This window comes from Cryobacterium mannosilyticum (assembly GCF_004402705.1).
In the GTDB taxonomy this organism is placed as follows: Bacteria; Actinomycetota; Actinomycetes; order Actinomycetales; family Microbacteriaceae; genus Cryobacterium; species Cryobacterium mannosilyticum.
Genome location: NZ_SOFM01000010.1, coordinates 26,757 through 52,657 on the forward strand (window position 1 = coordinate 26,757; position 25,901 = coordinate 52,657).

The window sequence follows — 25,901 nt, forward strand, 5'->3', positions numbered from 1 at the left end:
TATCGACCACCCGGCGCGGATACCCGAGAGTCGGGTCAGCTACGCCCCGGCGTCGGCACCAACCCGGTCGCCGAGCTTCATCGCCCTGATCAGCGACGCGAAACGCGCGTTGCCGGGCAGGTCGTCGATCAGCACGGACACCCCGTCCGGGCCGGCCAGGGGAATCCGCCAGTTCGGGTACTCGTTCATGGTTCCCGGCTGGTTCTGGGTGCGCCGTTCACCGACCGCGTCCACCAGCGCCACGCCGAGCAGCGATGACGGCGTCAGCGCCGTGAACGCATAGAGCGCCTCGACCGTTTCCTGGATCCCGACGGGCGTCCCGGACTCCGGCAGCAGCCCACGCTCGCGCACGAGGGCGAGCACCGCCTCCTGCTCCGCCGCGTCCGCCGCCCGTTCCTCGTCGACCGGGCGACCGAGCAGACCGAGGGATTCGCGCAGGGCCACGTGGTCTCCGGCGAGGTAGCCGGCGGTCGGCGGCAGGTCGTGGGTGTTCACGCTGGTCAGGCACTGTTGCCGGTAGCGCTCGGGGGCGAACGGCACCCCGTTGTCGCGCTCGAACCAGAGGATGGAGGTTCCGAAGATGCAGCGCTCGGCCAGGTACTCCCGCACCCAGCCCTCGAAGACCCCGAGGTCCTCGCCGATCACGATCGCCCCGGCGCGCTGGGCCTCGAGCGCCAGGATGCCGATCAGGGCCTCGTGGTCGTAGTGCACGTACGTGCCGTCCCCCGGACCGGCGCCTTCCGGGATCCACCAGAGCCGGAAGAGACCCAGGATGTGGTCGACGCGCACCCCGCCGGCGTGACGGAGCACGCTGCGGAGCATGTCCCGGTACGCCGCGTAGCCGGAGTCGGCCAGCCGGCCCGGGTGCCACGGCGGCTGGGACCAGTTCTGGCCGATCTGGTTGAACATGTCCGGCGGCGCACCGACGGTCATCCCCTGGGCGAGCACGTCGTGCAGGGTCCAGGCATCCGAGCCGTGGCGCTGTACCCCGACCGCGAGGTCGTGCACGACGCCGATGCCCATGCCGGCATCCGTCGCCGCCCGCTGGGCGGTCTCCAGCTGGTGGTCGCACACCCACTGCAGCCAGCAGTGGAAGGTCACCCGGTCGGCGAGCTCGTCCCGGTGCAGTGCGGCGAAAGGGCTGCGCGGGCCGGTCGGTTCCTGCAGCCACTCCGGCGAGTCCGCCGGGAAGCGTTCGGTCAACGCGCACCACAGCGCGAAGTCCTCGAGCCCCTGGCCCTGCTCCCGGCGGAAGACCTCGAACTGGTGCCCCCTGGCCGGGCTGCGCCGGACCTGGTGGATGAGTTCGAGCGCGGTGAGCTTGGCCGTGTAGGAGGAGTCTCTGTCCAACCGTTCGGTGTCGAGGTTCGCCGGCCGCAACGTGGCCGCGAGGTTCTCCACGACGGTGCGGGACGCGGCGGGCAGGTAGGCGTACTCGGGGATGTCCTCGACCCGGATGTACAACGGGTGGAAGAACCGCCGGCTGGACGGCAGGTAGGGCGACGGCTCCACGGGCGGGGCTGGCTCCGAGGCGTGCAGCGGGTTGACCAGCACGAATCCGGCGCCGTACTGGGCTCCGGAGATCGCGGCCAGGTCGGCCAGGTCGGCGAAGTCGCCGATTCCCCAGGACCGTGAGGACCGCACGGAGTACAGCTGGGCCATCAGGCCCCAGCTCTGCTGCCCGGCGAGCGCCTGGGTGGTCTGCAAGCGCTCGGGGGTGACCACGAGCGTGCTCCTGGCCGTCTCGCCGGCCGACTCGGCGAGCAGGGTGTGCCAGCCGAGGGGCAGGTCGGCGGGCACGACGTAGGAGGCCCGGCTGACACTGCGGCCGTCGATGTTCCGCGGTTCGCTCCAGTCGCCGCGCTGCGGAACCGGATGCCGTGAACCGTCTTCGGCGAGGACCGACACTGTGACCGACTGGCCGGTGCCGACGTGCACGGCGACGTCGAGTTCGCTGCCCTCGCGGGCGACGAGAGTGGGCGGCAGCAGCCGACGCCACGGCTCACTCTGTTTCTCGGCCAGCGACGACGCGAGCTCCTCCGGCGAGCCGGCCGGGACGCCCAGGGCCGTGAGCACGCCGCGCAGAGTCTCGGCCTGCACCGTTCGTTCCACACCGTCCCAGCCGCGGATCGACGTGTCCACCCCGTGTGCCCGTGCCAGTTCCAGCAACGCTGCCGTCGTTTCGTCGGGTTGACCGTGCTTCATGGCCCCACTCGTTTCATGACCCCACTCTATGGCCTGTGCCCGGGCCGCCCGCCGTTCAGGCGAGGACGGTGGCGCGCACCGCCCAGGCACGGGCCGACAGGGGAATCGAGCCGTCGGGCTGCACGGGCAGGCGCGCGCGGAGGATCTCGCGCAGGTAGGCCCGCCGGCGCTCGTCCAGTGACATCAGGTAGGCGGGAGCCGCGCCCTGCCCGCCCAGGAACGGCTCCCAATAGTCGTCGAAGCCGGGGAATGGGGTGGGGATGTCGATGGCCCGGGCCTCGGGGTCGGCCAGCCCTGCCTCGGTGAACAGGTCCTGCAGGGCCTCGGGCCGGCAGGAGGGGAACCGGGCGCCTTCGTGCAGGCGCACCGCGTCGGGGTCGAGCAGGGCCGCGGCGTCCCAGAAATACCGGATGAGCTCCATCTTCCCGGCGTAGTCCCAGACATAGGCGGCGATGGTGCCTCCCTCCACCGTCACCCGGGCCATCTCGGCCAGCGCCGCGCGCTGATCCGTGATGAAGTTGAGGACCAGACCGGACACGGTCACGTCGACCGCCTGGCCGGGAAGCGGGATGGCCTCGGCGCCGCCCTGGTAGAGCCGTGCCCGGCCGCCCAGGTTCTCCCGCGCCGCCGCGAGGAATCCGGCCGAGGGTTCCACCCCGGTCACCTCGGTCGGGGAGCACCGGTCGAGGATCTCCTGGCACAGCACCCCGGTGCCGCAGCCTACGTCGAGCCAGCGCCGACCGGGCGCGATCCCGAGCCAGTCGACGAACTCCGCGGCGACCAGACGGCTCCACCGCCCGATGTACCGTTCGTACGGGCTTCCCTGCTCCCAGCGCTCGAGCACCGGTTCCGAATCCATGGTCGCTTCTCTCCACGTCTGCGTCTGTGACTCTCGCTGCCGGGACCTCGAGCCTGATCCGCCGGGCCGGGTCTCCGCCACCGATTGCTCACAAACTACAACCCTTCGGGGAGAATGCGACAGGGACTTCTACGCTGGAAGGCGTGGAAGCTCGACTTCCCACGATGACGCCAGCGATCCTCACGGTCACGGTAGAACCTGCTGCCGGGCCGCCCGTGGTCAGTGATCCGGACGGGCCCGGCTCGGCTGCACCCGGGGCGGCTCCCCCGGCATCTTCGGGAAGTCGGGCGGGAACGGCAGCTCGCCGAGGCCCGCCTCCCGGTCCCGGGCCCACCAGCCGAGCAGCAGGTCGATCGTTCCGGGGTGATCGTGCATCCGCGCCCAGGGGTCGCCGGTGCTGCGCAGCCGATCCGGCACGGTGGCGACGGTGTGGTCCCGGGGATCGGCGTCACCGAGCTCATCCCAGTCGAGCGGGCAGGACACCGGCGCGTGGGCCAGCGGCCGCGGGCTGTAGGCGCCGGCCATCGTGCGGTCCCGGTTCGCCTGGTTGAAGTCGACGAACACCCGCTCGCCCCGCTCCTCCTTCCACCAGTTCGTGGTGACCTGGCGCGGCATCCGGCGTTCCAGTTCCCGTGCGGCCGCGATCACCGCGTGCCGCACGTCCAGGAACTCATGGGTCGGGGTGATCGGCGCGAAGACGTGCAGGCCGCGGTTCCCGGATGTCTTCACGAAGGCGGTCAGGCCGGCCTCCCCGAGCACCGACCGCAGTTCGACCGCGGCCGTGACGGCATCGCCGAAGCCGGTGCCCGGCTGCGGGTCGAGGTCGATCCGCAGCTCGTCGGGGTTGTCGGGCAACCCGGCGCGCGAGGCCCACGGGTGGAAGACGACCGTGTTCATCTGCACCGCCCAGACCGCGGCGGCGGGCTCATCGAGGACCAGTTGCGGATGCGACCTTCCGCTCGGGTACACAACCGTCACCGAGCGCACGAAGTCGGGCGCGCCCCGCGGCGGGTTCTTCGAGAAGTACTGGTCGCCCTCGACGCCGTCCGGGAACCGCTGCAGGGTCACCGGCCGGTCGCCGTTGGCGCGGATGAAGGCGGTGCCGACGTCGATGATGTAGCGGGCAAGGTCCAGCTTGGTGGTCCCGGTCTCCCGCCAGAGGATCCGGCCGGGGCTGGAGAGGCGCACCTCGCGGTCGCCCTGCGGTCCGGGGACGGTGAGGAGCACGGCATCGGTTCCCATGCGGACAACCTAGCGGGATTGCGCCGCCCGGCACCAGCCTGTTCGACCGCCCGGTCAGCGGTCAGTACCAGTTCACGCTCTCGGAGTGCGCCCATGCCCCGCAGGGGGTGCCGTACCGGGCCGCGATGTAGCCCAGGCCCCAGTTGATCTGGGTCGCGGCGCTCGTGCGCCAGTCGCTGCCGGCGGACGCCATCTTGCTGCCGGGAAGGGACTGCGGGATGCCGTAGGCCCCGCTGCCGGCGTTGTAGGCGTCGGCTCGCCAACCGGACTCCCGGTTCCACAGCGACACCAGGCAGCTGAATTCACCCTGGCTCCAGCCGCGTGCGGACGCGGCCGAGGAGGCGTAGGCCCGTGCTGCGGCCGGATCGACGACCGTGCCCGGTGACGGCGCGGTACCCGAACCCCCGCTTCCGGTCCCTCCGCTTCCGGTCCCTCCGCTTCCGGTCCCTCCGCCCTGGCCGGCCGCGGCCTGCGCTGCGGCTGCTGCCCGTGCCGCTTCCGCCTCTTGCTTCTGGTAGGCCTCATCCGCGGCGACCCCGGCCAGATAGGTGCGTTCGGTTTCCGCCGTGGAGTTCTTGAGGCTGGCGAGCTGGGCGACGAGCACGTCGGCCGTCGCGGTCTGCGCGGCCAGTTGCTCATCGGCGGCCCGCTGGGCGGTCACCGCCGCTGCCGCCTGATTCTGGGCGATCCTGGCCAGCCGGTCCCGCTCGGCGGCGGCCGCCGCCGCCGCCTTCGAGGCGCTCTGGACCACGTTGGCCTGTGCCAGGGCCCTCTGCTGGATGCCGGCGGCCGTCTCGCCGAGGCGTGTCGTCACGCCCAGTTGATAGAGCAGGTCGGCCCCGCCGTCGGCAGACAGGAGCAGCCGGGTGACGACGCCGCCCGAGCCGGCCCGGTAGAGCTGCGCCCCGATCCGGCCGAGCTGATCGTCTGCCGCCGACGCCTTGTCCGAGGCGACGGCCAGTCGAGCGGAGAGCGCGGCGGCGCGCGCGGCGGCCGTTCCCGAGTCGGCCTGGGCAGTGGCGGCCGCCCCGTTGGCGACGATGGCCGCGTCGCCGAGGCTCGCCGCCGTGGCCTCCAGCCCGGACAACAGCCCGGTGATCCGTTCGACCGCGGCCTGGGTCGTTGCCGTGGTGCTCCGGGCCGCCTCGACATCCGCCCAGCTCGGGTACGTCTCGTCGGCTCGAGCTGTAGCCGGCAGGGATAAGGCGACGAGGGCGACAAGGGCGGCCACGCCGAGCATCCGCGGTGTCGTGCGCACGCGTCTCCCCGGGGTTCTCGTCGAGCGGTTGTCAGTCGAGTCTAGTTCGGCCGCGCAGCGGCTCTCGGCTGCGCAGCTGGCTCTCGGCTGCCCAGACGCCGAACCGGTGGCCGGCCCGATATCGGGCCGGCCACCGTCGCTCACGCGACGAGCGCCAGGCGCCGGTCGACCCGGAGGCTGTCGCCATCGACGGAGACGGTGACGTCTCCCCCGGACTCCAGGTCGCCTGCCACCAGCAGGTCCGCGACGCGGTCGTCGAGCTCACGCTGGATGACCCGGCGCAGCGGCCGTGCCCCGTATTCCGGCTGGTAGCCGTGGGTGGCGATCCAGTCGACGGCCTCATCGGTCACCGTGATGCCGATCCCCTGGTTGCGGAGTCGGGCCTCGGTCTGACCGAGGAGCAGCCGGACGATCCGGCGCAACTGCGGCTGGTCGAGCTTGCGGAACAGCACGATCTCGTCGATCCGATTGAGGAATTCCGGCCGCATGGCCTCGCGGAGCTTGCCCATCACGCGGCCCCGCAGCGCCTTCTCCGAGCCGAAGCCGTTGCCGGCCCCGTCCGTCTCGGTGGTGAAGCCCAGAGCCCCGCTGCGGCTGGCCAGGAACTCCGAACCGAGGTTCGAGGTCATGATCACGACCGTATTGCGAAAGTCCACCGTTCGGCCCTGACCGTCGGTGAGGTGCCCGTCGTCGAGCACCTGCAGCAGCAGGTTGAACACGTCAGGATGCGCCTTCTCGATCTCATCGAGCAGCACGACCGAGTACGGGTTCCGCCGCACGCGTTCGGTCAGCTGCCCTGCCTCGTCGTAGCCGACGTAGCCGGGAGGAGCGCCGACGAGCCTGCTCACGGTGTGCCGTTCGCTGAACTCGCTCATGTCGAACCGCAGCATGGCGTTCTCGTCGCCGAAGAGCGACTCCGCGAGGGCCTTGGCGAGTTCGGTCTTGCCGACGCCGGTGGGCCCGAGGAACAGGAAGCTCCCGACGGGCCGGCGTGCGTCGCCCATGCCGGTGCGGTTGCGTCGCACGGCCTTCGCGATCACCGTCACCGCGTCATCCTGCCCGACCACCCGCAGGTGCAGGTCGTCTTCGAGCCGGGCCAGGCGTTCGCGGTCGCCGGCGGTGAGCCGGCTGGCCGGGATGCCCGTCGCCCGGGCGATGATCTCGGCGATCTCGGGTTCGCCGACGACGGCGTCGTCCGGGGCGGGCACGGATGCCCGGCCGGCGTCGGCCGATTCGATCTGCTCCTGCAGGGTGTCGGCCTCGTCACGCAGCCTCGACGCCTCTTCGTACTGTTCGGCGGCCACCGCCAGGGTCTTTTCGGACTCGAGGGCGGCAAGCCGCTCGCGCAGCCGGGCCAGGTCGGGCCGGGAGCCGAGCTTCAGGCGCAGCCGGGCGCCGGCCTGGTCGATCAGGTCGATGGCCTTGTCGGGCAGGAACCGGTCGGTGATGTAACGCGCCGACATTTCGACCGCGCTCCGGATCGCCTCTGCCGTGTAGCGCACGCCGTGGTGCTCCTCGTACCGGCCCTGCAAACCCGTGAGGATCTGCACGGCGTCGTCGATGCTCGGCTCGCCGACCCGAACGGGCTGGAACCTGCGTTCGAGCGCCGGGTCCTTCTCGACGGTGCGGTATTCCTTGAGGGTCGTCGCTCCCACCACGTGCAGTTCCCCGCGGGCCAGGCGCGGCTTGAGGATGTTGCCGGCATCCATCGCCCCGTCGCCGGCCCCTCCGGCGCCGACCACGGTGTGCAGTTCGTCGATGAAGACGATGAGCTCGTCGGTGCGCGCGCTGATTTCGTCCATCGTCTTGGTCAGGCGTTCCTCGAAGTCGCCGCGGTACCGGGTGCCGGCGAGCATGGCGGGCAGATCGAGCGCGATCACCCGCTTCTGCCGCAGCTGCTCAGGGACCTTCCCGTCGACGATGGCCTGGGCCAGACCCTCGACGATCGCGGTCTTGCCGACCCCGGCCTCGCCGATCAGAACCGGGTTGTTCTTGGTGCGGCGGGACAGGATCTCGATGGTCTGGTCGATCTCGTCGGCCCGGCCGATGACCGGGTCCAGCTTGCCGTCGCGGGCGCGCTGGGTGAGGTCGGTGCCGTAGAGCTCCAGCATCGGGGTCTCGGATTCCACGGCCGCTTCGGACTGCTCACCGGCCGGCCGGCCGTCCTCGGCCGCGCGGGCACCGGACTGCAGGGACTCCTGGGTGACCCCGGCTGCGGCCAGCACCTGGCCGGCCGGGGAATCCTGATTCACGACGAACGCGAAGAAGAGGTGTTCCGGGTCGATGTAGGTCGAGCCGAAGGCGCGGGCGACCTGGTGCGCATCCAGCAGCGCGCGCTGCGCCGACGGCGTCAGCGACGGGTCGGCATCGGGGCGCAATTCGGACTTCTCGGGAAGGCGCTGCTCGGCGGCCTTGGCGATGGCGCCCGGATTCGACCCGGCTCGCCGGATCGCCCCGGCGGCCGGCTCCTGCACCGCCAGGACCCGGAGGATGTGGAGCACGTCGACGTCGGAGTGGCCGTGGTCGATCGCGTATCGGGCAGCCTGGGCGAGCACCTCGTGGGTGCGGCGGCTGAGCAGCCGGGTGATGTCGATGGGACGCGCCGACTGGGCGGCGCGCTGGCCCTGCAGGTAGCGGGCGATGAACTCGTCGAACGAACCGCCGTCGGACCCTGCGGGACCAAGGAATGTAGGCATGTGACCTCCTGATGGTGAAACTTGAGTGCCCTTGACTCAACTTAACGCGGGCATCCTGATTTCATTCCCGGGGTTTCCCGTGAGTCGGCCGTGACGCGCGGATCAGGCCGGGGCACCGGAGAGTGTGGTGGACTGGGCAGACCTGCTCGAGACCGGAGACACGCCCACGATGAAGCTCACCGACATCACCCCGCCCGCACGGAGCTTTTCGCGCTGGCTCACCGAGGAGGAGATCGGCCAGGTGCTCGCCAGCGACCGAGGCTGGCGGCTCGCCCCCGACGGGAGCGTCGTCGCCGGCAAGCTGCGCAGGACGGTCATCGCCGCGTCGCTGACCGAGCTCGGCGCCGCGGCCCTGGCCAACCGGTGGACGAGCCGGGCTGCCGCGCCGGGCAGCGACGGCAGCGGCCCGACCCACATCATGTGGGGCGTGTTCAATGCGCGCACCGACGCCGACGTCGCCGCCGCAATCGCCGGGCGGTCCTGAACTATGACCAGACAGGTCGCCGACCGCGGGCGCACCCCGACCACCCTCCCCCGAACGATCGGACGCTGGTTGCTGGGCGCGTTCCTGCTCCTGGCCGGGATCAGCCACCTGAGCTGGAACCGGGAGGCGTTTCTCGCCCAGGTACCGCAGTGGCTGCCGCTGGGGGGCGACTTCGTCGTGATCGCGTCGGGCCTGGTCGAGATCGCCCTGGGCGCGGCCCTGCTCGCCCTGCCCCGATGGCGCGTGCCGGTGGGCTGGGTCGTCGCCGCGTTCTTCCTCGCCGTCTTCCCCGGCAACATCTCCCAGTTCGTCACGGCCACCGACTCGTTCGGGCTCAACTCCGACCTGAGCCGGGGCATCCGGCTGGCCTTCCAGCCCCTGCTGGTGCTCTGGGCCCTGTGGTCCACCGGGGCCTGGCAGGCCTGGCGTTCGGCCCGGTCGGCCCGCCGCTGAACCGGGCTCCCAGTTCCCTGCCAGCATCACGGATACCCCATGGGGTATCGTGAGCGAGACAGCTGAACGAAAGGGACCATCGAATGTGCCGAGCAGTGACGTGTAGGAAGTGCGGAAAGACAACCTGGGCCGGGTGCGGACAGCACGTCGACCAGGTGATGCGAGGGGTTCCGGGCGCGCAACGCTGCCGCGGGCACGAAAACGAACCGCCCCCCAAGGGATTCTTCGCCCGGTTGTTCTCCGGCAGCTGAGCCGACCGCGGCGCCCCCTGGAGCGCCGCGTCGGAATCAGTAGTCGCTGGCCGGCGAACCGGACCTCTCGGCGTGCTTGAGCCTGAGTACGGCCAGGTCGATGCTCACGAACACCTCGGTGCGGGCTGCCCGCCGGTCCTCGTAGTCCGGGTCACGGTCGTCGATGGCGAGCCGCACCAGCTTCGCTGACACCGCGGCCCGGATCTCGTCACTGGCGGCCCGCTGGGCCCGCTCGACGATACGGGCAACGTGCCGGTCATCCTCGGCGACCGCCCGCAGGGCGATCGAGAGCCGTTCGTGCACCCGACGCCGGAGCCGGAGCTGGCTGATGTCCGCGTGCTGGTCCTCGGTGAGATCGGTGGTCCACCGGGACCTGGTCAGCGTCTTCCGGAGGCGGCGCACCCGCCGGGCGTACGAGTCGTTCTGGCGAATGAGCACGTCCAGTTCGTTCCGGGCGGCGTCCGCATACATTTCGGGATCGTAGTCGGCGTGCTCCCGGAGAGCGCCGATGATGATCTCGTTCTTGACGGCCATCCGCACGGCGGACAGCGCGATGAAGAGGCCCTCGTCGACCATCGTGCTGACCTTCGACACGTCACCTCCTCACCCGATGCATCGAGCCTACCGGGAGGCGCGTCGGCACTCCATCGGGCCGGCGAGCCTCCCGGCTCACCCCGCCGCGCTCGGTTACCGCTGGCTCGCCGAGCCGGGCACCATAACGGCGTCTTGCTCGTGCCTCACGCCGATCGGCATGGCCGGCGGCGCCCAGGCGGCCGAATCCGCCTTCAGTGCGAGCGCTACACCGGTCTGCGGCCGTCGCCGGACCAGGTGCGTGCCGCGTCGGCGTTCGCGCGCGCGTGACCGACCGGTGACATCCGGTCGGCTTCGACGGTGCCCTGGCGTTCGCCCGGGGTGAGGCGGCGGCCCCTGATCAACAGCCAAAAGATCAGCACCACCTCGCCGACGAACAGAAACTGCCTGAAGACGGCGGTGAAGCCGTCAACGAACACGGTCCCCAGCGCATCCGCCAGGTAGCCGATGCCGGCGATGACGAGCAGGATACCGAAGATCCTGGCCATGAACCCTGAGCGGTACGCCAGGTAGCCGACCAACAGCAGATGAATGCCGAAAAGTCCGAGCACGATCTCCCAGATGACCGAGAACTGCTCGATGGCCTGGAGCGCCTCGGTGGGACGATCCAGCAGGAGGTACCCGCTCACCAGCCGGCCGATCGCCACCATGAAGACCCCCGCGAAGACGACCCGGGCCCACCCGGCCAGAGCCGAGACGAGCGGATTCACCGGCTTGAACAGGGTGTACAGGGCGCCGGCCACAATGAGGTCCAGGATCGACACGGCGAGCATGCCGGCGATACCCGCGAGGAAGAGCGGCCTCGCCGCGGAGATGTCGCGGGCGGTCGCCGCCGCGTCGCCGGGGGTGACGAGCGGCATGATGGCGCCGAAGCCGAAGCCGGCCAGCACGGCCAGCAGTGCCAGCGCTGTCCCCGCGACGAGGCTGGCCGTGCGCGGCGTCCAGGCGTTGAAGGTCAGGATCGCTGGTCGCCGCGGGCAACGCGCCGGTCATCCTCGGCGACCGCTCGCAGGGCGATCGAGAGCCCTCCCGGCTCACCCCGCAGCGGAGACCGGGGAGGACAACGGGGTGATGTAGGAGTACCCCGTGCTCGTGTTCTTGGTCATCGACAGCACGAGTTCCATGTGCGGCTCGAGGGCGGTGACCTTGTCGAGCGGCGAGCCGACGATGAGCTGGAACCCCAGGCCCTTCCAGGCGGCCACGGCCCGGCCGGCGAACTCCGAGTCGGACTTGACGAACCCCTCGTCGAGGAAGACCGGCGCGAAGCGTGGCCGGGTGCGACTCTCGTCGCCGAGCTGGAACCGGAGGGCCGCGCCGACGACGAACGCGACCAGTTCCTGGGACTCGCCGCCGCTCTTGCCACCGAGGGACGAGTAGGTGCTGACCTCGTCCCCGTCGGGGGTGATCCTGACCGCGGTGATCTCCACGTGCTTGCGCACGTCGAGCAGCAGGTCCCGCGGCGACTCGGTGCGGGCACCACCCTCCGGCCGGCGAATCCGGCCCATGAACGCCTGCAACCGGGCGAACCGGCTCTCGGTCTGTTCGTCGCTGAAGTCCTCGGTGGACCCGGAGGAGAGCAGCTTGAGTTCCGTGCGGAACGCCGCCTGGTCGTCGCGGTGCAGCCGGCGCAGGGAGATCCTCAGGCGGTCCCGGCCCGCGCCGAACGGCAGGGTGGTGAGGATCTCGTTGATCGGCTGCAACCGGTCCTCGATCTCCTCGATGGCGGTGCTGAAGGCGCCGATGAGCGGCACAAGGTCCTGCCCGCTCCAGGCCGAGAGCCGGCGCTTCCATTCCTGGCGCCGCTCGTGCAGGCCCAGCGTGTAGACGGCATCGAGGATGTCCCGGTAGCTGGTGTATGAATCCAGCGACACGCCGATGTTCGGGTCGGGCCAGCGGGCCTGGAAGTTCTCGAAGATGCGCAGCAGGGAGTCCCTCGCGCTCGCGGCGTTGCCCCGGTCCTGGACCGACTGTTCGGTGAGTCGTTCGCGCAGCCGCTTCACCCCGTTCTCGAATGCGGCGAGGTCGCCCTCGTCTCCGACGGCGGCGAACTGGGCATCGAGGTGGGCGGAATGCTCTTCCGACAGGGTGACGGATGCCGCGGCCGCCATCCGGTCCAGCTGCACGCTCACGGCATCCTGGCGGTCCACGATCCCGGTCTGTTCGGCTCGGAGCAGCGCGGCTCGGGCGTCGGCGGAGTGCTTCTGTTTCTGGGCGGCGTCGAGCTCGGCCCCGAGGCGTTTCTCCTCGTCGCCGAGCGCGCGGAGCACGTCACTGTCGGCCAGCACCCGTTCCGACTCGGCTTCCTTGTCCCGGATCCGGGATTCCGCGGCGGCGACGTCGATGGCCGGCCAGGCGGTGTCGAGCACGAACCGGTGGGCGCTGCGGAGGTCCTGGTGCGCGGCCAGGCGGCCGGCCAGGACGGAGGCCTCCGCCGCGAACGCCTCCGCGATCCCGGTCAGCCGGGCCAGCTCGGCGGCGATCTCGTCGAGCCTGGCCCGGCTGGAGAAACCGATGATCGACTTCTGGTCGGAGTTCCAGCCGTGGGCCCCGCGCTTGCCGTTCCGGTTCTGGCCGCTCATCGTCACCCGCGGCCCGTCGCCGACGAGGTCGGCAGGGGTTGCAACGCACAGGGCGTCCAGGTTCGACGCCCTCGCCCGGTCCTGCACCCAGCCGCTGAACGGAGAGTCCTTGAAGACGAGTTTGCCGGAGACGAAACGCGGGTCGCCGACAACGTCACTGTGCTCCCGGAGCTTGACCCCTTCGAAGTGGATCCGCACCGGGATCCGGAGCGGGTCGATGGCTTCGCCGAGTGCCCGGAGGCGCGTCTCGTCGACGAGCATGACCCGCACGACGGAGGCCAGGGTCACCTCGGCGGCCTGGCGCCACGCCTCCTCGCCCGGCGCGACGTCGATGAGTTCGGCCACGAAGGGCAGCTCGGCGGCCGGGATCCCGGCGGCCTCGGCGATCATCAGCCGCGCGTTGTGCAGGTGCTGCGGAACCAGGCTTTGCCGCCCGGTCAGGAAGTCCCGTTCCTGTTTCACAGCGCGAATCTGCTCCTCGACCGGATAGGACCGGCGCTGGAGGGCCAGACGCTCCGCGTCCAGGTCCTTCTCCGCCGCGTCGAACCGGGCCAGGAAGTGTTCGGCGGCACCCTGCGCCTGGCTGAAGTCGTGCGGGCTGTCGATCTCGACGGCCAGGGCCAGGCTGCGATCGTCGAACCTCGCCCGTTCCGCTGCCACATCGTCGCGCTTGTCACGGAGCAGGCCGAGCTCGCTCTGCAGGCTGGCGAGGACGTCGCCGCCGTTCTCCCGCTGCTGGTGCTGGATGCCGGCGATCCTGGACTTGAGGAGCGTCTCGGCGTGGCGCGCCTGGGTCAGCGCCACCTGGTTCTCGCGCCGCTCGGCTCCGTTGACGTCGGCGGCGCCCTCGAGCAGGCCCCGTTCGGTGTGCAGCTGCCAGAGCACGAAAGGAGTGTCGCCGGTGCGGTGCACCCCGAACCTGTCGACCAGGTCGGCCTTCTCGGTCGACGTTTCGTAGACCTGGTGCAGGGCGGGCAGACGTTCGAGAACTCGGGCCTTCTGGGCCTCGGTGACCATGGCCCCGTACGAACGTTCGAGGTCTTCGAAGTGGTCGACGGCCTTGTCGGCCGCGGCGAAGGTCGCGGGTTCCTCGAGCACCATGGACTTGTAGAGACCGTCGACGGTCTTGACCTGCTGGCCGGCCTGGATCCGCGCGAGCAGGCGGAGCGCCTTCCCGCCCTCGCCATTGGCGCCGATCCCGAGCCGGGTGTACAGGGTCTGGGCGAACGCCGCGTAGGTGTCGAAGACGGCGAGCTCAGGGAAGCGTGCCTTCATGGCCCGTTTGTCGAACCGGGACTCGGTGACCTCCGACAGGTCGCGCAGGTCGAGCGCGCCGTCGGTGGCGGCCATCTTCATCGTGATGTCGGCGAACCTGTTCCCCCCGCGGGGCACGAAGTAGGCGCGCAGCACGGTGAAACGGCGCTGGTTGTCGTCGATGAAGGTCATCGCCACCGCACCCCAGGTAGAGGCGTCCGCGCCGCGCAACACCTGGTCCTGAAGCTGGCCGGTCCCGGCCTCCCGGTTGGAGTCGGTCTTGCCGCGGAGGTAGGTCATCAGGTTGCGCTGGTCGACGCTGCGCGCCCGGCCCGAGCCGGCGTCGTTGGACGCCCCGTTGAAGGGAGTGTCCGAGGGCATCATCAACGCGAGGTACGCGTCGAGCAGGCTGCTCTTGCCGGTGCCGGACGCACCGGAGACGAGGGTGGACTCTCGGGCGAAGGCCACCTCGTGGTGGCCGTGGAAGCCACCCCAGTTGACCATCTGGAAGCACTCGGCGCGCCACTGGGTGGTGCCCTCGGTGAGTCCGTCCACATAGAACAGAGGGGAATCGCTCATGAGCTGGCCTCCAGGCTGGACTCGGTGATCTCGTCGAGAGTGACCGGCAGGTCGGGCAGGGTGACGTCGTCCGGCAGGGTGACGTCGTCCGGCAGGGTGACGTCGTCGGGCAGGGTGACGTCGCCCGGCACGCTGGGCTCGTCACCGTTCTGCGCGGCCAGCCACTCCAGCAGCTCGCCCAGCCGCTCGACAGGCAGGAGCACCTCGATCACCGCGGAGATGCGGAACCGGTCGGGATCGCTCGTCCTGAGCAGCACCCGCGCCTTGACCAGGCTCTCCACCGCCGCGGCGGCCCTGCGCGCGTCGCCGGAACGGTCGGTCGCGTGCTCCGGCCGGAAGTGGGCCACGTTGTCGACCAGGTTGTCGCGGTCGACGATCACGATCTCGTGGCCGTTGGCCCGCTCGCTGCGGAACCGCTGCCGCAGCAGCACGAGCAGGATGGTTTCCTCCCGGGTGTAGGAGACGTCGTGCAGGAGGGTCGGGAACCGATCGCCGCCCTCGGCCACGGCCTGCCTCTTGAACGCCACCTCGTAGTGCCGGTCCACGTGCAGGTCGAGGAAGACGTCGTTGAGGCGCGACTTCAGCAGGCCCTCCGACTGCAGGAGGGTGCGCCACTCCGCCGGCTGGAGCGCCGCGGAGATATACCGGTGCTTGAGCAGCAGCACCAGGGTCCTGCGCTGGTCGAGGGTGAGCCCGCCCTCGTCGCCCTCGAACAGGGAGAAGCTGTGCGCGTCGCCCTCCAGCCGCGGCTCGTCTTCGGCGGCGCGGTCGTCGGTCCAGGCGTCAGTCATCATCGGGTCCATAGGTCAGGGCGGACAGCGCCGCCGTTTCGTCATCGTTCAGGATGATGCGGGGCACCTGGAAGCGGCGGCTGGAACCGTCGGGACGCACGGTTTCGAGCGTCTCGACGGTGCCCGCCCGGTGCACGGCGTCGATCTGGGTGGCGATCTGCAGCATCCCGAGGATCTCCACCGGGCGGCGCATGCTCGCGGCGAGCTCGTTGAAGGCGTCGCCGACGGATGCCGCGCCGCCCCGGCCGAGGGCGCTCACCAGGGCGTCGCGCATCTCGCCGAGGCGCGGCCCACCCTGCTGGCGCAGCTCGTCAAGGCTCGGCGGCACCGGCGCGTCGTCGGTGACGTCCTCGAGCGCGGGCGGCGGGCGGTGGCCGGCCGGGTCGTAGAAGCGTTCCCGGAGATGCTCGACCTCGAGCGTGCCCGGCATGAGTTCGGCGGTGACCGTGCTGCGGGGTCCGGCGGTCAGCATCCAGGTCGCGAGTTCCTTGTTGATGTCGCGGAGGAGGCGTTCCAGTTCGCGGTCCTTCACGACGTCGTGGTTGACGATGTGTTCCCGCAGCGTGGTGGTGAGCCCGTTCCGCTGGGTCAGCACGTCATCGATGCCCTTGCGGATCAGGCCGACGGTTCCCATCAGCCCGCGACGCTCGGCGGCGCTGAGTTCGAGGGCGAACGGGTGCAGCAGGATGGTTTCGAGATCGTTCTTCAGATCGGCGAGGAGCGAATCGTTGCGCAGGAGGGTGAAGGCCCCCTCGAAGGCGCGCCCCTCCGGGGTCGATGACATCAGCGCATCCGTCTTCGACAGGTACTCGTCGAGCACCTCGCCGATCGGGCGATCCTCGCTGCGGAAGTCGTTGACGATCTGCCGGTGCATCCCGGCGACGGATTCCTCGACGCGTTTGAAGTCGCTCGGCAGCGCGGTGATCAGGTCGACGAGGTTGGCGTAGCCCTCGTGCATCGCCTCGTTCGACACGGCGGCGATCTCGCCGCCGCCGGCGAGCCGGTCACGCTCGCCCTGTTTCTCGGCGATCTCCTGGTCCAGGCGACGGATGCGTTCCGCCCGGTCAGGGTTGGCCTGCGTGGCGCGGTGGCGCACGGTGTCGACGATGGTGGTCAGGCGGGACTCGCTGATCAGGGCGCGGTCACGGGAGAGGCCCTCGACCAGGAGCAGCGCCTCGAGGGCGTGCGAGGTGAGCGAATACTGCTCCTCGTCGCCCTCCCCCGTCTCCCGGTAGAGCCACTGGTCGTTCATCCACTGCACGCAGAGGGCGCGGCCGTTCTTGCCCGGCACCTCGCTTCCGACCGAGCGGAGGTCGGCGAGGTAGGCGTCGACCTGGGCGTGCAGCCGCTCGGCCGGAACACTGCGGCGGTCCCTGCTGAAGGAGGACTTGAACACCGCCAGCACGAACGGGGCCCACTTGCGGTCCAGCAGGCGAAGGGTGGGTTTGTCGAACGCTTCGCGCACCCGCGCCAATTCACCCGCAATTTCACTCATCCTGCCACCGATTATCCCATCCCCGGGCAGCGGCATCGGCCCGGGGTCCGGCTCAGGACAGCCGACGCCGGGCGTCACAGTCGCGGAGCAGCCCCGCCGGATCGGTATTCTGGGGGCATGAAGATGCCCGCGCTTGCCGCCCTCACCCTGCTGGGGGCGCTGGCCCTGACCGGCTGCGCCGCCGGCACGACCACCCCGGCCGCCGGCCCGGCCACCCCGAGCACGGGGTCGGCATCCGCCGCACCGGGCGGCTCCTGCGCCGGGGTGAACGTCGTGGTGGACTTCGGCCCGCTCGAGGCGGCTACGATCACCGATTGCGCGGCCACCGGTGACGCGGCGACCGTCCCGGCGAGCCAGGTCGTCGCGGCCGCCGGGGCGACAACCGAGGGCACCGTGCAGTACGGCGACCAGGTGGTCTGCCGGGTGAACGGTCGCCCGGCCGCCGACGAGACGATCACCGTCGACGGCGTGGCGCCGTTCACCGAATCGTGCCAGGGCATGCCCGCGGCCGCGGCGTACTGGGCGCTCTGGATCAGACCGTCCGCCGACGCGGACTGGGAATACGCGCAGGAGGGTCTCGGCTCCCTGCAGCTGAAGCCCGGCCAGTCCGTCGGCCTCGTCTTCACGACCGGCACCGAAACGCCCACGCCCGGCAGCTAGTGTTCCGTTTCCGGCCGGCTCCCCTGCGCGCCGCGGCGTTCCTCGCCGTGGGCTTCGTGCTGTTGCGGGCGGGCTACCGGGTTCTCTTCGCCGGGGCATCCGGTCCCGGCCTCCTGCTACTGGACCTCCCGAGGGTTCCGCTGGCCGGGCCGTTCAGCCAGGTCGCCCTGCTCGGGCCGGTCACCGCCGGCGGCCTGGCGAATGCCGCCCTGAGCGCCCTGCCGGTCGCGGCGCTGATCCTCGTCTTCGGGGTGCTCAACGCCGTGGTGGACGTGAGCCGGCTCTTCGCCCGCGGCGCCGGGCGCGGTCCGCTGCGCACGGTCTCCCGTGCCCTGGTGATCGCCTGGGCCACGTTCCCGGCCCTGCTCGACTCGGTCAGGCGGGTGCGGGTGGCCGGCCGGCTGCGCGGCGGTGAGCGGTCGATCCCGGCCCTGCTCGTTCCCGTCTTCGAACAGACGATCGAGCGAGCCCTCGCCCTCGCCGCCTCGATGGAGGCCCGCGGCTTCGCCGCCGCGCACGTGGTCGACGGCGCCTGCGAGAGGCCCGCCGTGATGACGGATGCCGCGCTCGGCTTCGGCGACCCGCGGGAGGACAGCCCCGATGCCGGCCACGGCGACGGCCGGCGCGACTGGCACCTCGCCCAGCTGAACCTCGAGTTCGCGCCCGGCACGCTCACCGTGATCGCCGGGGCGACCGGGTCGGGCAAGACCAGCCTGCTGCACAGCCTGAGCGGCCTGTTCCAGCATTTCTTCGAGGGCCGCCAGGCAGGCCGGATCACCGTGGGCGGCGCGGACCGCGCCGGGACTCCCCCGCGCGACACCGCCGGTTTCGTCGGGGTGGTCAGCCAGAACGTGCGGCTCTCATTCGTGGCCGAGAACGTGCGGGACGAGATCGGATTCGCCCTGGCCGTGCGCGGCGTGGCCGCCGTCATCGTCGACCAGCGGGTGCGGGAGATCGCGGGCCGGCTGGGGATCGAGCACCTGCTCGGCCGAAAGGTGCACGCGCTGTCGGCCGGAGAGGCGAGCCTGGTGGCCATCGGCGCCGCCCTGGCCTCCCGGCCGATCCTGCTCCTGGTCGATGAGCCGCTGGCCGACCTGGACGCCGCGGCCCGGGTCCGGGTCTGCGGGCTGCTCGAGCGCCTCGCCCATGAGTCGGGGGTCTGCGTCGTCGTCGCCGAACACAACACTCGCGAGTGGGCGGGCGCGGCGGATACCTGGCTCGAGTTGCGCGGCAACCGGGCGCACCGGCTCGGGGCCGGTGTCGTCCCCGGCTCCGCGCACCCTCCCGACGGTCCTGCCGGCCTCGCGACGGCTCCCCCGACCCCCGTCGCGCCGGGGACGACGGGGATGCCGCTGACGCCGGGGACGCCGGGGACGCCGCTGGCGAGCATCCGTCGCCTGAGTATGCGCCGCGGGGCCGATCTGGTTGTTCACGAGGTGTCGCTCGAGATCGCGGCCGACGAGATCATCGCCCTCGAGGGACCCAACGGCGCCGGCAAGTCCAGCCTGCTCGGGGCGCTGGCCCTGCCTGCCGCGCGCGGGACCGTGTTCGTCTCCGGGCGGGACGTGGCAGCGCTCCGCCCCGGGGAACGCCGGGCTGCAGTGGCGCTGGTGCCGGAGCACGCCGACGACCTGCTCTTCTCGACCACCGTCGCCGAGGAGTGCCGCCGGGCCGACCGGGCCGTGCGCCGCAGCGAGGCCGCCGGCGCCGCGCAGCCCGCCGCGGACCGGTTCGCGGGACTGCTCGGCCTCGACCTCGCCTCCGCAGGACATCTCCTGCGCCGGCACCCGCGCGATCTGTCGGCCGGCGAACGGCTCTGCCTGGTCATCGCGATCCAGCTCGCGGCGGCGCCGTCGCTGCTGCTGGTCGACGAACCGACCCGCGGGCTCGACCTGGAGGCCCGGGCACTCGTGGGCGCCGCACTGCTTCGCGCCGGGCGCACCGCCTCAGCCGTGGTGTTCGCCACCCACGACCGGGACTTCGCTCGCGCCCTCGCCACGCGCACGATCTCGATGCAGGCCGGCCGCGTCGCGAACGGGCCGCGGGTGGGGGCACCGTGATCCGCGCGGGCGGTCGCTGGACGGCCGGGATCCTGGTGGGCGGCAGCATCCTCGCCGCCGCGGGCTTCGCCTGGCCCCTCTTCGCCGCCGCCGTGCCCAGAGACGCCCAGGCGGCCGTGCCGATCGTGGCGTTCGCGCTCGTCCCGGCACTGGTCGTGGCGCTCGCCCTGACGCTCGACCGGGAGATGTACACCGCGAAGACCGTCGCCCTGCTCGGCGTGCTGTCGGCGGTCGGCGCAGCGGTGCGCATCGCGGGCACCGGGGTGGGCGGGGTGGAGGCCGTGTTCGTCCTGCTGGTGCTGGCCGGCCGAGCCTATGGCGCGCGGTTCGGCTTCCTGCTCGGGCTGCTGACCATCGCGGTGTCCTCGATGCTCTGGGGCGGCTTCGGCCCGTGGACGCCCTTCCAGATGTTCGCCTGCGGCTGGGTCGGCGCCGGCGCCGGCCTGCTGCCGCAGGTCGGCCGCACCGGCACCAGGGCCGGCCCGGGGAGCCGGCTGGGCGCCCGCCTCGAGATCGCACTGCTGGCCGGCTACGGCATCGCCGCGTCCTACCTGTTCGGCCTGGTGATGAACCTCTGGTTCTGGCCATTCGCGGTGGGCGGCGGCACCGGGATCTCCTACGCCGCGGATGCCCCGCTGGGCGAGAACGTTGCCTCCTTCACCCTGTACACGCTGGTGACCTCGACCCTGACCTGGGACACCGTGCGCGCCGTGACCACGTTCGCGGGGATCGTGCTGGTCGGCCCGGCCGCGTTGTCCGCGCTGCGCCGGGCCCGGCTGCCCGGCGCTAGACCGAGAAGTACTTCGCCTCGGGGTGGTGGAACACGAACGCATCCGTCGACTGCTCCGGGTGCAGTTGCAGCTCCTCGGACAGGACCACGCCCATCCGCTCGGGCCTGAGCAGCTCGACCACCTTGCGGCGGTCCTCCATCTCCGGGCAGGCCGGGTAGCCGAGCGAGAAGCGGGCGCCGCGGTATTCGAGTTTGAACATGCCGGCCACATCCTTCGGGTCCTCGGCGCCGACGCCGAGTTCGTCCCGCACCCTGGCGTGCCAGTATTCGGCGAGGGCCTCGGTGAGCTGCATGGTCAGGCCGTTGAGTTCCATGTAGTCGCGGTACTTGTTCTCGGCGAACAGTTTCGCGGTGACCGTGTCGACGTTCGCCCCGGCGGTGACGAGCTGGAGGGCGACGACATCCGTCTGCCCCGACTCGCGCGGGCGCACGAAGTCGGCCAGGCACAGGTGCCGGTCGCGGCGCTGCCGCGGGAAGGAGAACCGGAGCCGCTCGGTGCCGACGACTCCGCCGGAGCCTACGTCGGGCGCGAGAAGGCCCGGCACGCCGAGCACCCCCGACGGGTCGTCGCCGTGGTGCAGGATGACGAGGTCGTTTACTTCGCTGTAGGCGGGGAAGTAGCCGTAGGCGACCGAGGCGTCGAGGATTCCCTCGGCGAGGATCCGGTCGAGCCAGTAGCGCAGGCGCGGCCGCCCCTCGGTGTCAACGAGTTCCTGGTAGCTCGCGCCATCCTCGGCGCGGCTGGGTTTGAGGCCCCACTGCCCCATGAAGGTCGCCCGCTCGTCCAGGAACGCGGAGTATTCGGCCAGGGCGATGCCCTTGACGATCCGGGTGCCCCAGAACGGCGGGGCCGGCACCGGGTTGTCCGCGGCCACGTCGGAGCGGGTCGGCATTGCGTCGGGCTCGGTGACAGTGAGCAGGTTGCGCTTGTGGATGCGCTTCTTCAGGGGAGGGAGCCCCACGGATGCCGGGTCGGCGCCGCGCGCGATGGCCACCAGCGGCTCCATCAGGGCCAGGCCCTCGAACGCGTCCCGCGCATACCGGACCTGCCCCTCGAACAGCCCGGCCAGGTCCTCCTCGACGTAGGTCCGGGTGAGGGCCGCCCCGCCGAGGATCACCGGCCACTTCTTCGCCAGCCCGCGCACGTTCAACTCGAGCAGGTTCTCCTTCATCACCACGGTCGACTTCACGAGCAGGCCGCTCATGCCGATCACGTCGGCATTGTGCTCCTCGGCCGCGGCGATGATCTCGTTGATCGTCTTCTTGATCCCGATGTTGATCACGTCGTAGCCGTTGTTGGTGAGAATGATGTCGACGAGGTTCTTGCCGATGTCGTGCACGTCGCCGCGCACGGTGGCCAGCACCATGGTGCCCTTGCCGGCCGCCGTCGACTTCTCCATGTGCGGCTCGAGCAGGGCTACCGCGGCCTTCATCACCTCGGCCGACGCCAGCACGAACGGCAGCTGCATCTCGCCGCTGCCGAACCGGGCGCCGACGACCTGCATACCGGCGAGCAGGTGCACGTTGACGATGTCGAGGGCGCTCATCCCTCCGGCGCGGGCGAGGTCGAGGTCGCCCTCGAGGCCCTTGGCCTCTCCGTCGATGATGCGGCGTTCGAGCCGTTCGCCCACCGGCAGGGCGGCGAGCTCCGTGGCGCGCTCATCCTTCAGCGCGGCTGAATCGACCCCCGCGAAAAGGTCGAGCAGGGCGGCCAGCGGGTCGTAACTGAGGTTCCCCTCGACGTCGTATTCCCGGCGGTCCCAGACGAGGTCGAGCGCCACCTTGCGCCGGTCATCCGGCACGGAGGCCAGGGGCACGATCTTGGCCGAGTTGACGATGGCGGAGTCGAGCCCGGCCTCGGTCGCCTCGTGCAGGAACACCGAGTTGAGCACCGACCGGGCGGCGGGGTTCAGGCCGAACGACACGTTGGAGACCCCGAGGGTGGTGTGGATGCCGGGGTACCTGGCCTTGATCTGCCGGATGGCGTCGATCGTCTCGATCCCGTCCCGGCGGGTCTCCTCCTGGCCGGTGGCGATCGGGAAGGTGAGCGCGTCGACGATGATGTCCTGAACCCGCATTCCCCAGTCGTTCACAAGGGTCTCCACCAGCCGGGTGGCGATCCGCACCTTGTGCTCCGCGGTGCGGGCCTGGCCTTCCTCGTCGATGGTCAGGGCGATCACTGCGGCGCCGTGTTCCTTGACCAGCGGCATGATCCGGCCGAAACGCGATGCCGGGCCCTCGCCGTCCTCGAAGTTGACCGAGTTGACGACCGGGCGGCCGCCGATGAGTTCCATCCCGGCCTGCAGCACCGCGGGCTCGGTCGAGTCGACCACCAACGGGAGGGTGGAGGCGCTGGCAAGCCGAGAGACGACCTGGCGGATGTCCGCGACCCCGTCGCGGCCGACGTAGTCGATGCACACGTCGAGGAGGTGGGCGCCCTCGCGCACCTGGGCGCGGGCGATGTCGACGCAGTCGTCCCACCGCTCCTCGAGCATGGCGTCGCGGAAGGCCCGCGACCCGTTGGCGTTGGTGCGCTCCCCGATCGCCAGGAAGGCGCTGTCCTGGTCGAAGCTCACGTGCTGGTAGAGGCTGGCGACGCCGGGATCTTCCTCGATCGTGCGTGTCGTGACGGGGGTGCCGCGCAGCCGGTCGACGACGGCCTTCATGTGTGCGGGGGTGGTGCCGCAACATCCGCCGACCAGGGCCAGCCCGAATTCCTTGACGAACTGCTCATGCGCGGTGGCCAGCTGGTCGGGCGTGAGTGGGTAGCTGGCGCCGGTGGCGGTGAGCATGGGCAGTCCGGCGTTGGGCATGCACAGCACCGGCACGTGTGAGTAGCGGGAGAGGTGGCGGAGGTGTTCGCTCATCTCGGTCGGCCCGGTCGCACAGTTGAGGCCGATCGCGTCGACGCCGAGCGGTTCGAGCGCGGTGAGTGCCGCCCCGATCTCACTGCCCATCAGCATCGTGCCGGTGGTCTCGACGGTCACTTCGACGAAGATCGGCAGCCGGATGCCGGACTCGGCGATCGCCTGCTTGCACCCGTTCACGGCGGACTTGGTTTGCAGCAGGTCCTGGGAGGTCTCGATCAGGAAGGCGTCGGCGCCGCCACGGATCAGGCCGATGGCCTGCTCGGCGAACGTCTCCTTGAGGTGGGCGTAGGTGGTGTGGCCGAGGCTCGGCAGCTTGGTGCCCGGGCCCATCGAGCCGAGCACCCAGCGCATCCGGCCGTCGCGCGCCTCGTAGTCGTCGACGCTTTTGCGGGCGATGGCCGCGCCGAGGCGGGCGAGCTCCTCGATCCGGTGCTCGATGTTGTAGTCGGAGAGGTTCGACCAGTTGGCGCCGAAGGTGTTGCTCTCCACCGCGTCGATGCCGGTGTCGAGGTAGGCCCCGTGGATCGCCTCGATCATGTCGGGGCGACTCACGTTGAGGATCTCGTTGCAGCCTTCGAGCTGCTGGTAGTCCTCCAGGGTCGGGTTGTGCTCCTGCAGCATCGTGCCCATGGCCCCGTCGGCGATGACGACCCGCTGCTTCAGCGCGTCGAGCAGTGCCTGCGCCCGTTCAGGCCGCACGGCGGCCCCGAAGGTGCTCTGCCGCTCGCCGGCCTGGTCACGAGGTTGCGTCATCGGCCCAGCTTAACCGGGCCGGGCCCGGCCGTTCCCCTCATTACGCCGGGCGTCCGGGCCGGGCATCCGGTCAGTACCAGCCGGCCGACTGCGAATGGTCCCAGGCGCCGCACGGGGTTCCGTAGCGGCCGGCGATGTAACCCAGGCCCCAGGTGATCTGGGTGGCCGGGTTGGTCTGCCAGTCGGCACCGGCCGACGCCATCTTGCTGCCGGGCAGCGCCTGCGGGATTCCGGTGGCCCCGCTCGACGAGTTGTAGGCGTTCACGTTCCAGCCGGACTCCCTCGCCCAGAGGCTGACGAGGCAGCCGAACTGGTCGCCGCCCCAGCCGTACTGGGCCATCATCAGGTCGCGGGCGATGGCCTGGGCGCCGCTCGGGTCGGTCGGCGCGGACGGCCGGGACGGGGCGGACGGCTTCGCCGACGCCGCGTTGGCGGCCTCCGCTGCTGCGGCCGCCGCAGCCGCGGCCTGAGCCTCGGCGGCCGCCTGGGCCGCAGCGGCAGCCGCTGCGGCCGCGGCCTGCTCGGCGGCGATCCGGTCGGTCTCCGCCGTCGACGCCTGAACGTTCGCCGATTCCGCCTTCGTCAGGTCGACAAGCTCGAAGACCCGCTCGGGCGCCAGCAGTGTGAAGTGGGTGAGTGAAGCGACGGATGCTGCGAGAGCCGTCGCATCCGCCTTTCCCTCGGCCGCGGCCATGACGACGACGGCCTCGTTCAGTGCACCCTTGGCCGTGGACGCGGCACGGGCCGGCATCACATTGTCGTAGGCGATCAGCTGGTCGGGGTGCACCCCGGTGCTTTCGGCGAGGTCGCGGGTGGCCTTGATGCGTACATCCTGCGCCGCCGCGACGGATTGCATGACGAAACCGGTTCCGACGACGGCGGTGACGAGGAGGAACGCGCCGGCCGCGAGGATGCGCTTCCGATCCTGGCGCCGATGCGTGTCCCGGTGGCGGGTGCGACCGCTCCCGGGGGTGCTGACGGACGGGAAGGACGACGTTTTCTTGATCCGGGGCATGACTTTCACAGTGCGAATCGCTCGAGCACAGGCGCCAGCGGTTCTGGTTCGATGAGCTCAGGCGGGGTTCCGCCCGGGCGAAGCTGCAACAATGCCTTCGCTTACTGGAAGAATCCTCATTTTCCACTGGCAAAGTACTGGCAGGCGGGGGTGCCTGCCGGCGGCGTGGCCGCCCCGGAAGCACCGCTCTCATGGTGCAATGGTGGTGATGTCACTCCGCACCGCGCCCTCGCACCGGCTCGTCTATTCCCCCGACGGCATGCAGCTCGCCACCTACGAATTCGGCGATCCGGCGGCCCCCACAGTGGTCGTTGTGCACGGTTTCGCCTCCAGCGCCGTGGCGAACTGGCATCTGACCGGCTGGACCAGGGACCTGACCCGGGCCGGGTTCCACGTGATCGCGATCGACCAGCGCGGCCACGGAGCCAGCGACAAACCGCACTCCCCGGCCGCCTACACGATGGAGATTCTCGTCGCGGATATTCAGCGGGTTCTCGACGCGTATCTGCTCGATGAGGTGGACTACGTCGGCTATTCGCTCGGTGCGCGGGTCGGCTGGCAGGCCGCCCGCGAGCTGGAGGGACGCGTCCGGCGCGCGGTGCTCGGAGGCATTCCCGACGGCGATCCGTTGCGGCGCTTCCGGATCGCGGATGCCCGGGCGCACATCGAACACGGCGCCGACGTCGACGACCGGCTCACCGGCGCCTACCTGACCATGGCCCGCGCAGTGCCGGGCAACGATCTGAGGGCGCTCGTCGCACTGGTCGAGGGGATGCGCGGCGGCTCCCAACCGGGGGCGGAGAACGCCCCGGCCCAGCCGCTCCTGTTCGCGACCGGGAGCGAAGACCGCATCCTCGAGGCGTCGCGGGCGCTCGCCCGCGCCGCCCCGGATGCGGGCTTCGTCGAGATCCCGGGCCGGAACCACTTCAACGCACCGACGGCGCGGGCGTTCCGGGAGGCCGCGATCGGATTCCTCAGCAGCCCCGGAACACCCGTGTCACCTCGCTGATGCCGCG

The 25,901-nt window shown here is 70.9% G+C and carries 18 protein-coding genes; 6 read left to right on the forward strand and 12 right to left on the reverse strand.

Features of this window, described 5'->3' with window-relative positions; translation table 11 throughout:
- Positions 1-39 precede the first annotated feature (39 nt).
- From malQ to E3O32_RS04035, 5 genes are all read right to left on the reverse strand, one after another.
- Positions 40-2,205, reverse strand: a complete 2,166-nt coding sequence (malQ, locus tag E3O32_RS04015) for a 4-alpha-glucanotransferase (RefSeq protein ID WP_134507249.1) — start codon at positions 2,203-2,205, stop codon at positions 40-42.
- A gap of 55 nt (positions 2,206-2,260) precedes the next feature.
- Positions 2,261-3,064 (reverse strand): class I SAM-dependent methyltransferase, encoded by an 804-nt coding sequence (locus E3O32_RS04020; protein ID WP_134507250.1) that lies wholly within the window; start codon positions 3,062-3,064, stop codon positions 2,261-2,263.
- A 219-nt stretch (positions 3,065-3,283) separates the two neighbouring features.
- Positions 3,284-4,306: a non-homologous end-joining DNA ligase gene (gene ligD, locus E3O32_RS04025; RefSeq protein ID WP_134507251.1), complete on the reverse strand. Its 1,023-nt coding sequence runs from the start codon at positions 4,304-4,306 to the stop codon at positions 3,284-3,286.
- A gap of 61 nt (positions 4,307-4,367) precedes the next feature.
- Positions 4,368-5,564, reverse strand: a complete 1,197-nt coding sequence (locus E3O32_RS04030) for an aggregation-promoting factor C-terminal-like domain-containing protein (protein WP_241974550.1) — start codon at positions 5,562-5,564, stop codon at positions 4,368-4,370.
- Between the two features lie 140 nt (positions 5,565-5,704).
- A complete protein-coding gene (locus E3O32_RS04035; RefSeq protein WP_134507252.1) occupies positions 5,705-8,260 on the reverse strand; it encodes an ATP-dependent Clp protease ATP-binding subunit in 2,556 nt (851 codons plus the stop codon).
- Positions 8,261-8,387: 127 nt separating this feature from the next.
- Between E3O32_RS04035 and E3O32_RS04040 the strand changes: the two genes are divergently transcribed.
- Positions 8,388-8,744 (forward strand): hypothetical protein, encoded by a 357-nt coding sequence (locus tag E3O32_RS04040; protein ID WP_134507253.1) that lies wholly within the window; start codon positions 8,388-8,390, stop codon positions 8,742-8,744.
- Positions 8,745-8,747: 3 nt separating this feature from the next.
- Positions 8,748-9,197, forward strand: coding sequence for a DoxX family protein (locus E3O32_RS04045; RefSeq protein ID WP_134507254.1), 450 nt, complete (start codon positions 8,748-8,750; stop codon positions 9,195-9,197).
- 287 nt (positions 9,198-9,484) lie between these two features.
- Here E3O32_RS04045 and E3O32_RS04055 read toward each other — a convergent pair whose 3' ends face one another.
- The 5 genes from E3O32_RS04055 to E3O32_RS04075 form a co-directional block, all read right to left on the reverse strand.
- Positions 9,485-10,042: a hypothetical protein gene (locus E3O32_RS04055; protein WP_134507256.1), complete on the reverse strand. Its 558-nt coding sequence runs from the start codon at positions 10,040-10,042 to the stop codon at positions 9,485-9,487.
- 203 nt (positions 10,043-10,245) lie between these two features.
- Positions 10,246-11,001 carry a DUF4386 domain-containing protein gene (locus tag E3O32_RS04060; RefSeq protein ID WP_134507257.1) on the reverse strand — a complete coding sequence of 252 codons (756 nt, stop codon included), beginning with the start codon at positions 10,999-11,001 and terminating at the stop codon, positions 10,246-10,248.
- Positions 11,002-11,073: 72 nt separating this feature from the next.
- The gene (locus tag E3O32_RS04065; RefSeq protein WP_134507258.1) at positions 11,074-14,451 is read right to left on the reverse strand and encodes an ATP-binding protein; all 3,378 of its coding nucleotides are present in this window, start codon (positions 14,449-14,451) and stop codon (positions 11,074-11,076) included.
- Entirely contained in the window at positions 14,448-15,242 is a 795-nt protein-coding gene (locus E3O32_RS04070; RefSeq protein WP_166790762.1) for a DUF4194 domain-containing protein, read from the reverse strand. The genes E3O32_RS04065 and E3O32_RS04070 overlap by 4 nt, the downstream gene beginning before the upstream one ends.
- A complete protein-coding gene (locus E3O32_RS04075; protein ID WP_134507260.1) occupies positions 15,235-16,737 on the reverse strand; it encodes a DUF3375 domain-containing protein in 1,503 nt (500 codons plus the stop codon). The genes E3O32_RS04070 and E3O32_RS04075 overlap by 8 nt, the downstream gene beginning before the upstream one ends.
- Before the next feature lie 117 nt (positions 16,738-16,854).
- On the opposite strand from E3O32_RS04075, the gene E3O32_RS04080 reads away from it, so the two are divergent.
- The 3 genes from E3O32_RS04080 to E3O32_RS04090 are packed head-to-tail and all read left to right on the forward strand — an operon-like array spanning position 16,855 to position 20,356.
- A complete protein-coding gene (locus E3O32_RS04080) occupies positions 16,855-17,397 on the forward strand; it encodes a hypothetical protein (RefSeq protein WP_134507261.1) in 543 nt (180 codons plus the stop codon).
- Positions 17,397-19,457: an ATP-binding cassette domain-containing protein gene (locus E3O32_RS04085; RefSeq protein WP_166790763.1), complete on the forward strand. Its 2,061-nt coding sequence runs from the start codon at positions 17,397-17,399 to the stop codon at positions 19,455-19,457. The genes E3O32_RS04080 and E3O32_RS04085 overlap by 1 nt, the downstream gene beginning before the upstream one ends.
- A complete protein-coding gene (locus E3O32_RS04090) occupies positions 19,454-20,356 on the forward strand; it encodes an ECF transporter S component (protein WP_134507263.1) in 903 nt (300 codons plus the stop codon). Before E3O32_RS04085 ends, E3O32_RS04090 begins: the two co-directional genes overlap by 4 nt.
- Here the strand turns inward: E3O32_RS04090 and metH are convergent.
- Positions 20,244-23,870, reverse strand: a complete 3,627-nt coding sequence (gene metH / locus E3O32_RS04095) for a methionine synthase (RefSeq protein WP_134507264.1) — start codon at positions 23,868-23,870, stop codon at positions 20,244-20,246. The genes E3O32_RS04090 and metH overlap by 113 nt on opposite strands.
- A 70-nt stretch (positions 23,871-23,940) precedes the next feature.
- Entirely contained in the window at positions 23,941-24,885 is a 945-nt protein-coding gene (locus E3O32_RS17530) for an aggregation-promoting factor C-terminal-like domain-containing protein (protein WP_241974552.1), read from the reverse strand.
- A 208-nt stretch (positions 24,886-25,093) separates the two neighbouring features.
- Between E3O32_RS17530 and E3O32_RS04105 the strand changes: the two genes are divergently transcribed.
- On the forward strand, positions 25,094-25,894 hold the full coding sequence (locus E3O32_RS04105; RefSeq protein WP_134507265.1) for an alpha/beta fold hydrolase: 801 nt from the start codon (positions 25,094-25,096) through the stop codon (positions 25,892-25,894).
- Positions 25,895-25,901 lie beyond the last annotated feature (7 nt).

What these genes read in the sequence shown, in the direction of transcription:
- malQ (WP_134507249.1), bottom strand. Translation starts at nt 2,205, where the DNA reads ATGAAGCACGGTCAACCCGACGAAACGACGGCAGCGTTGCTGGAACTG.
- E3O32_RS04020 (WP_134507250.1), bottom strand. Translation starts at nt 3,064, where the DNA reads ATGGATTCGGAACCGGTGCTCGAGCGCTGGGAGCAGGGAAGCCCGTAC.
- ligD (WP_134507251.1), bottom strand. Translation starts at nt 4,306, where the DNA reads ATGGGAACCGATGCCGTGCTCCTCACCGTCCCCGGACCGCAGGGCGAC.
- E3O32_RS04035 (WP_134507252.1), bottom strand. Translation starts at nt 8,260, where the DNA reads ATGCCTACATTCCTTGGTCCCGCAGGGTCCGACGGCGGTTCGTTCGAC.
- E3O32_RS04045 (WP_134507254.1), top strand. Translation starts at nt 8,748, where the DNA reads ATGACCAGACAGGTCGCCGACCGCGGGCGCACCCCGACCACCCTCCCC.
- E3O32_RS04065 (WP_134507258.1), bottom strand. Translation starts at nt 14,451, where the DNA reads ATGAGCGATTCCCCTCTGTTCTATGTGGACGGACTCACCGAGGGCACC.
- E3O32_RS04070 (WP_166790762.1), bottom strand. Translation starts at nt 15,242, where the DNA reads ATGACTGACGCCTGGACCGACGACCGCGCCGCCGAAGACGAGCCGCGG.
- E3O32_RS04075 (WP_134507260.1), bottom strand. Translation starts at nt 16,737, where the DNA reads ATGAGTGAAATTGCGGGTGAATTGGCGCGGGTGCGCGAAGCGTTCGAC.
- E3O32_RS04080 (WP_134507261.1), top strand. Translation starts at nt 16,855, where the DNA reads ATGAAGATGCCCGCGCTTGCCGCCCTCACCCTGCTGGGGGCGCTGGCC.
- metH (WP_134507264.1), bottom strand. Translation starts at nt 23,870, where the DNA reads ATGACGCAACCTCGTGACCAGGCCGGCGAGCGGCAGAGCACCTTCGGG.
- E3O32_RS17530 (WP_241974552.1), bottom strand. Translation starts at nt 24,885, where the DNA reads ATGCCCCGGATCAAGAAAACGTCGTCCTTCCCGTCCGTCAGCACCCCC.
- E3O32_RS04105 (WP_134507265.1), top strand. Translation starts at nt 25,094, where the DNA reads ATGTCACTCCGCACCGCGCCCTCGCACCGGCTCGTCTATTCCCCCGAC.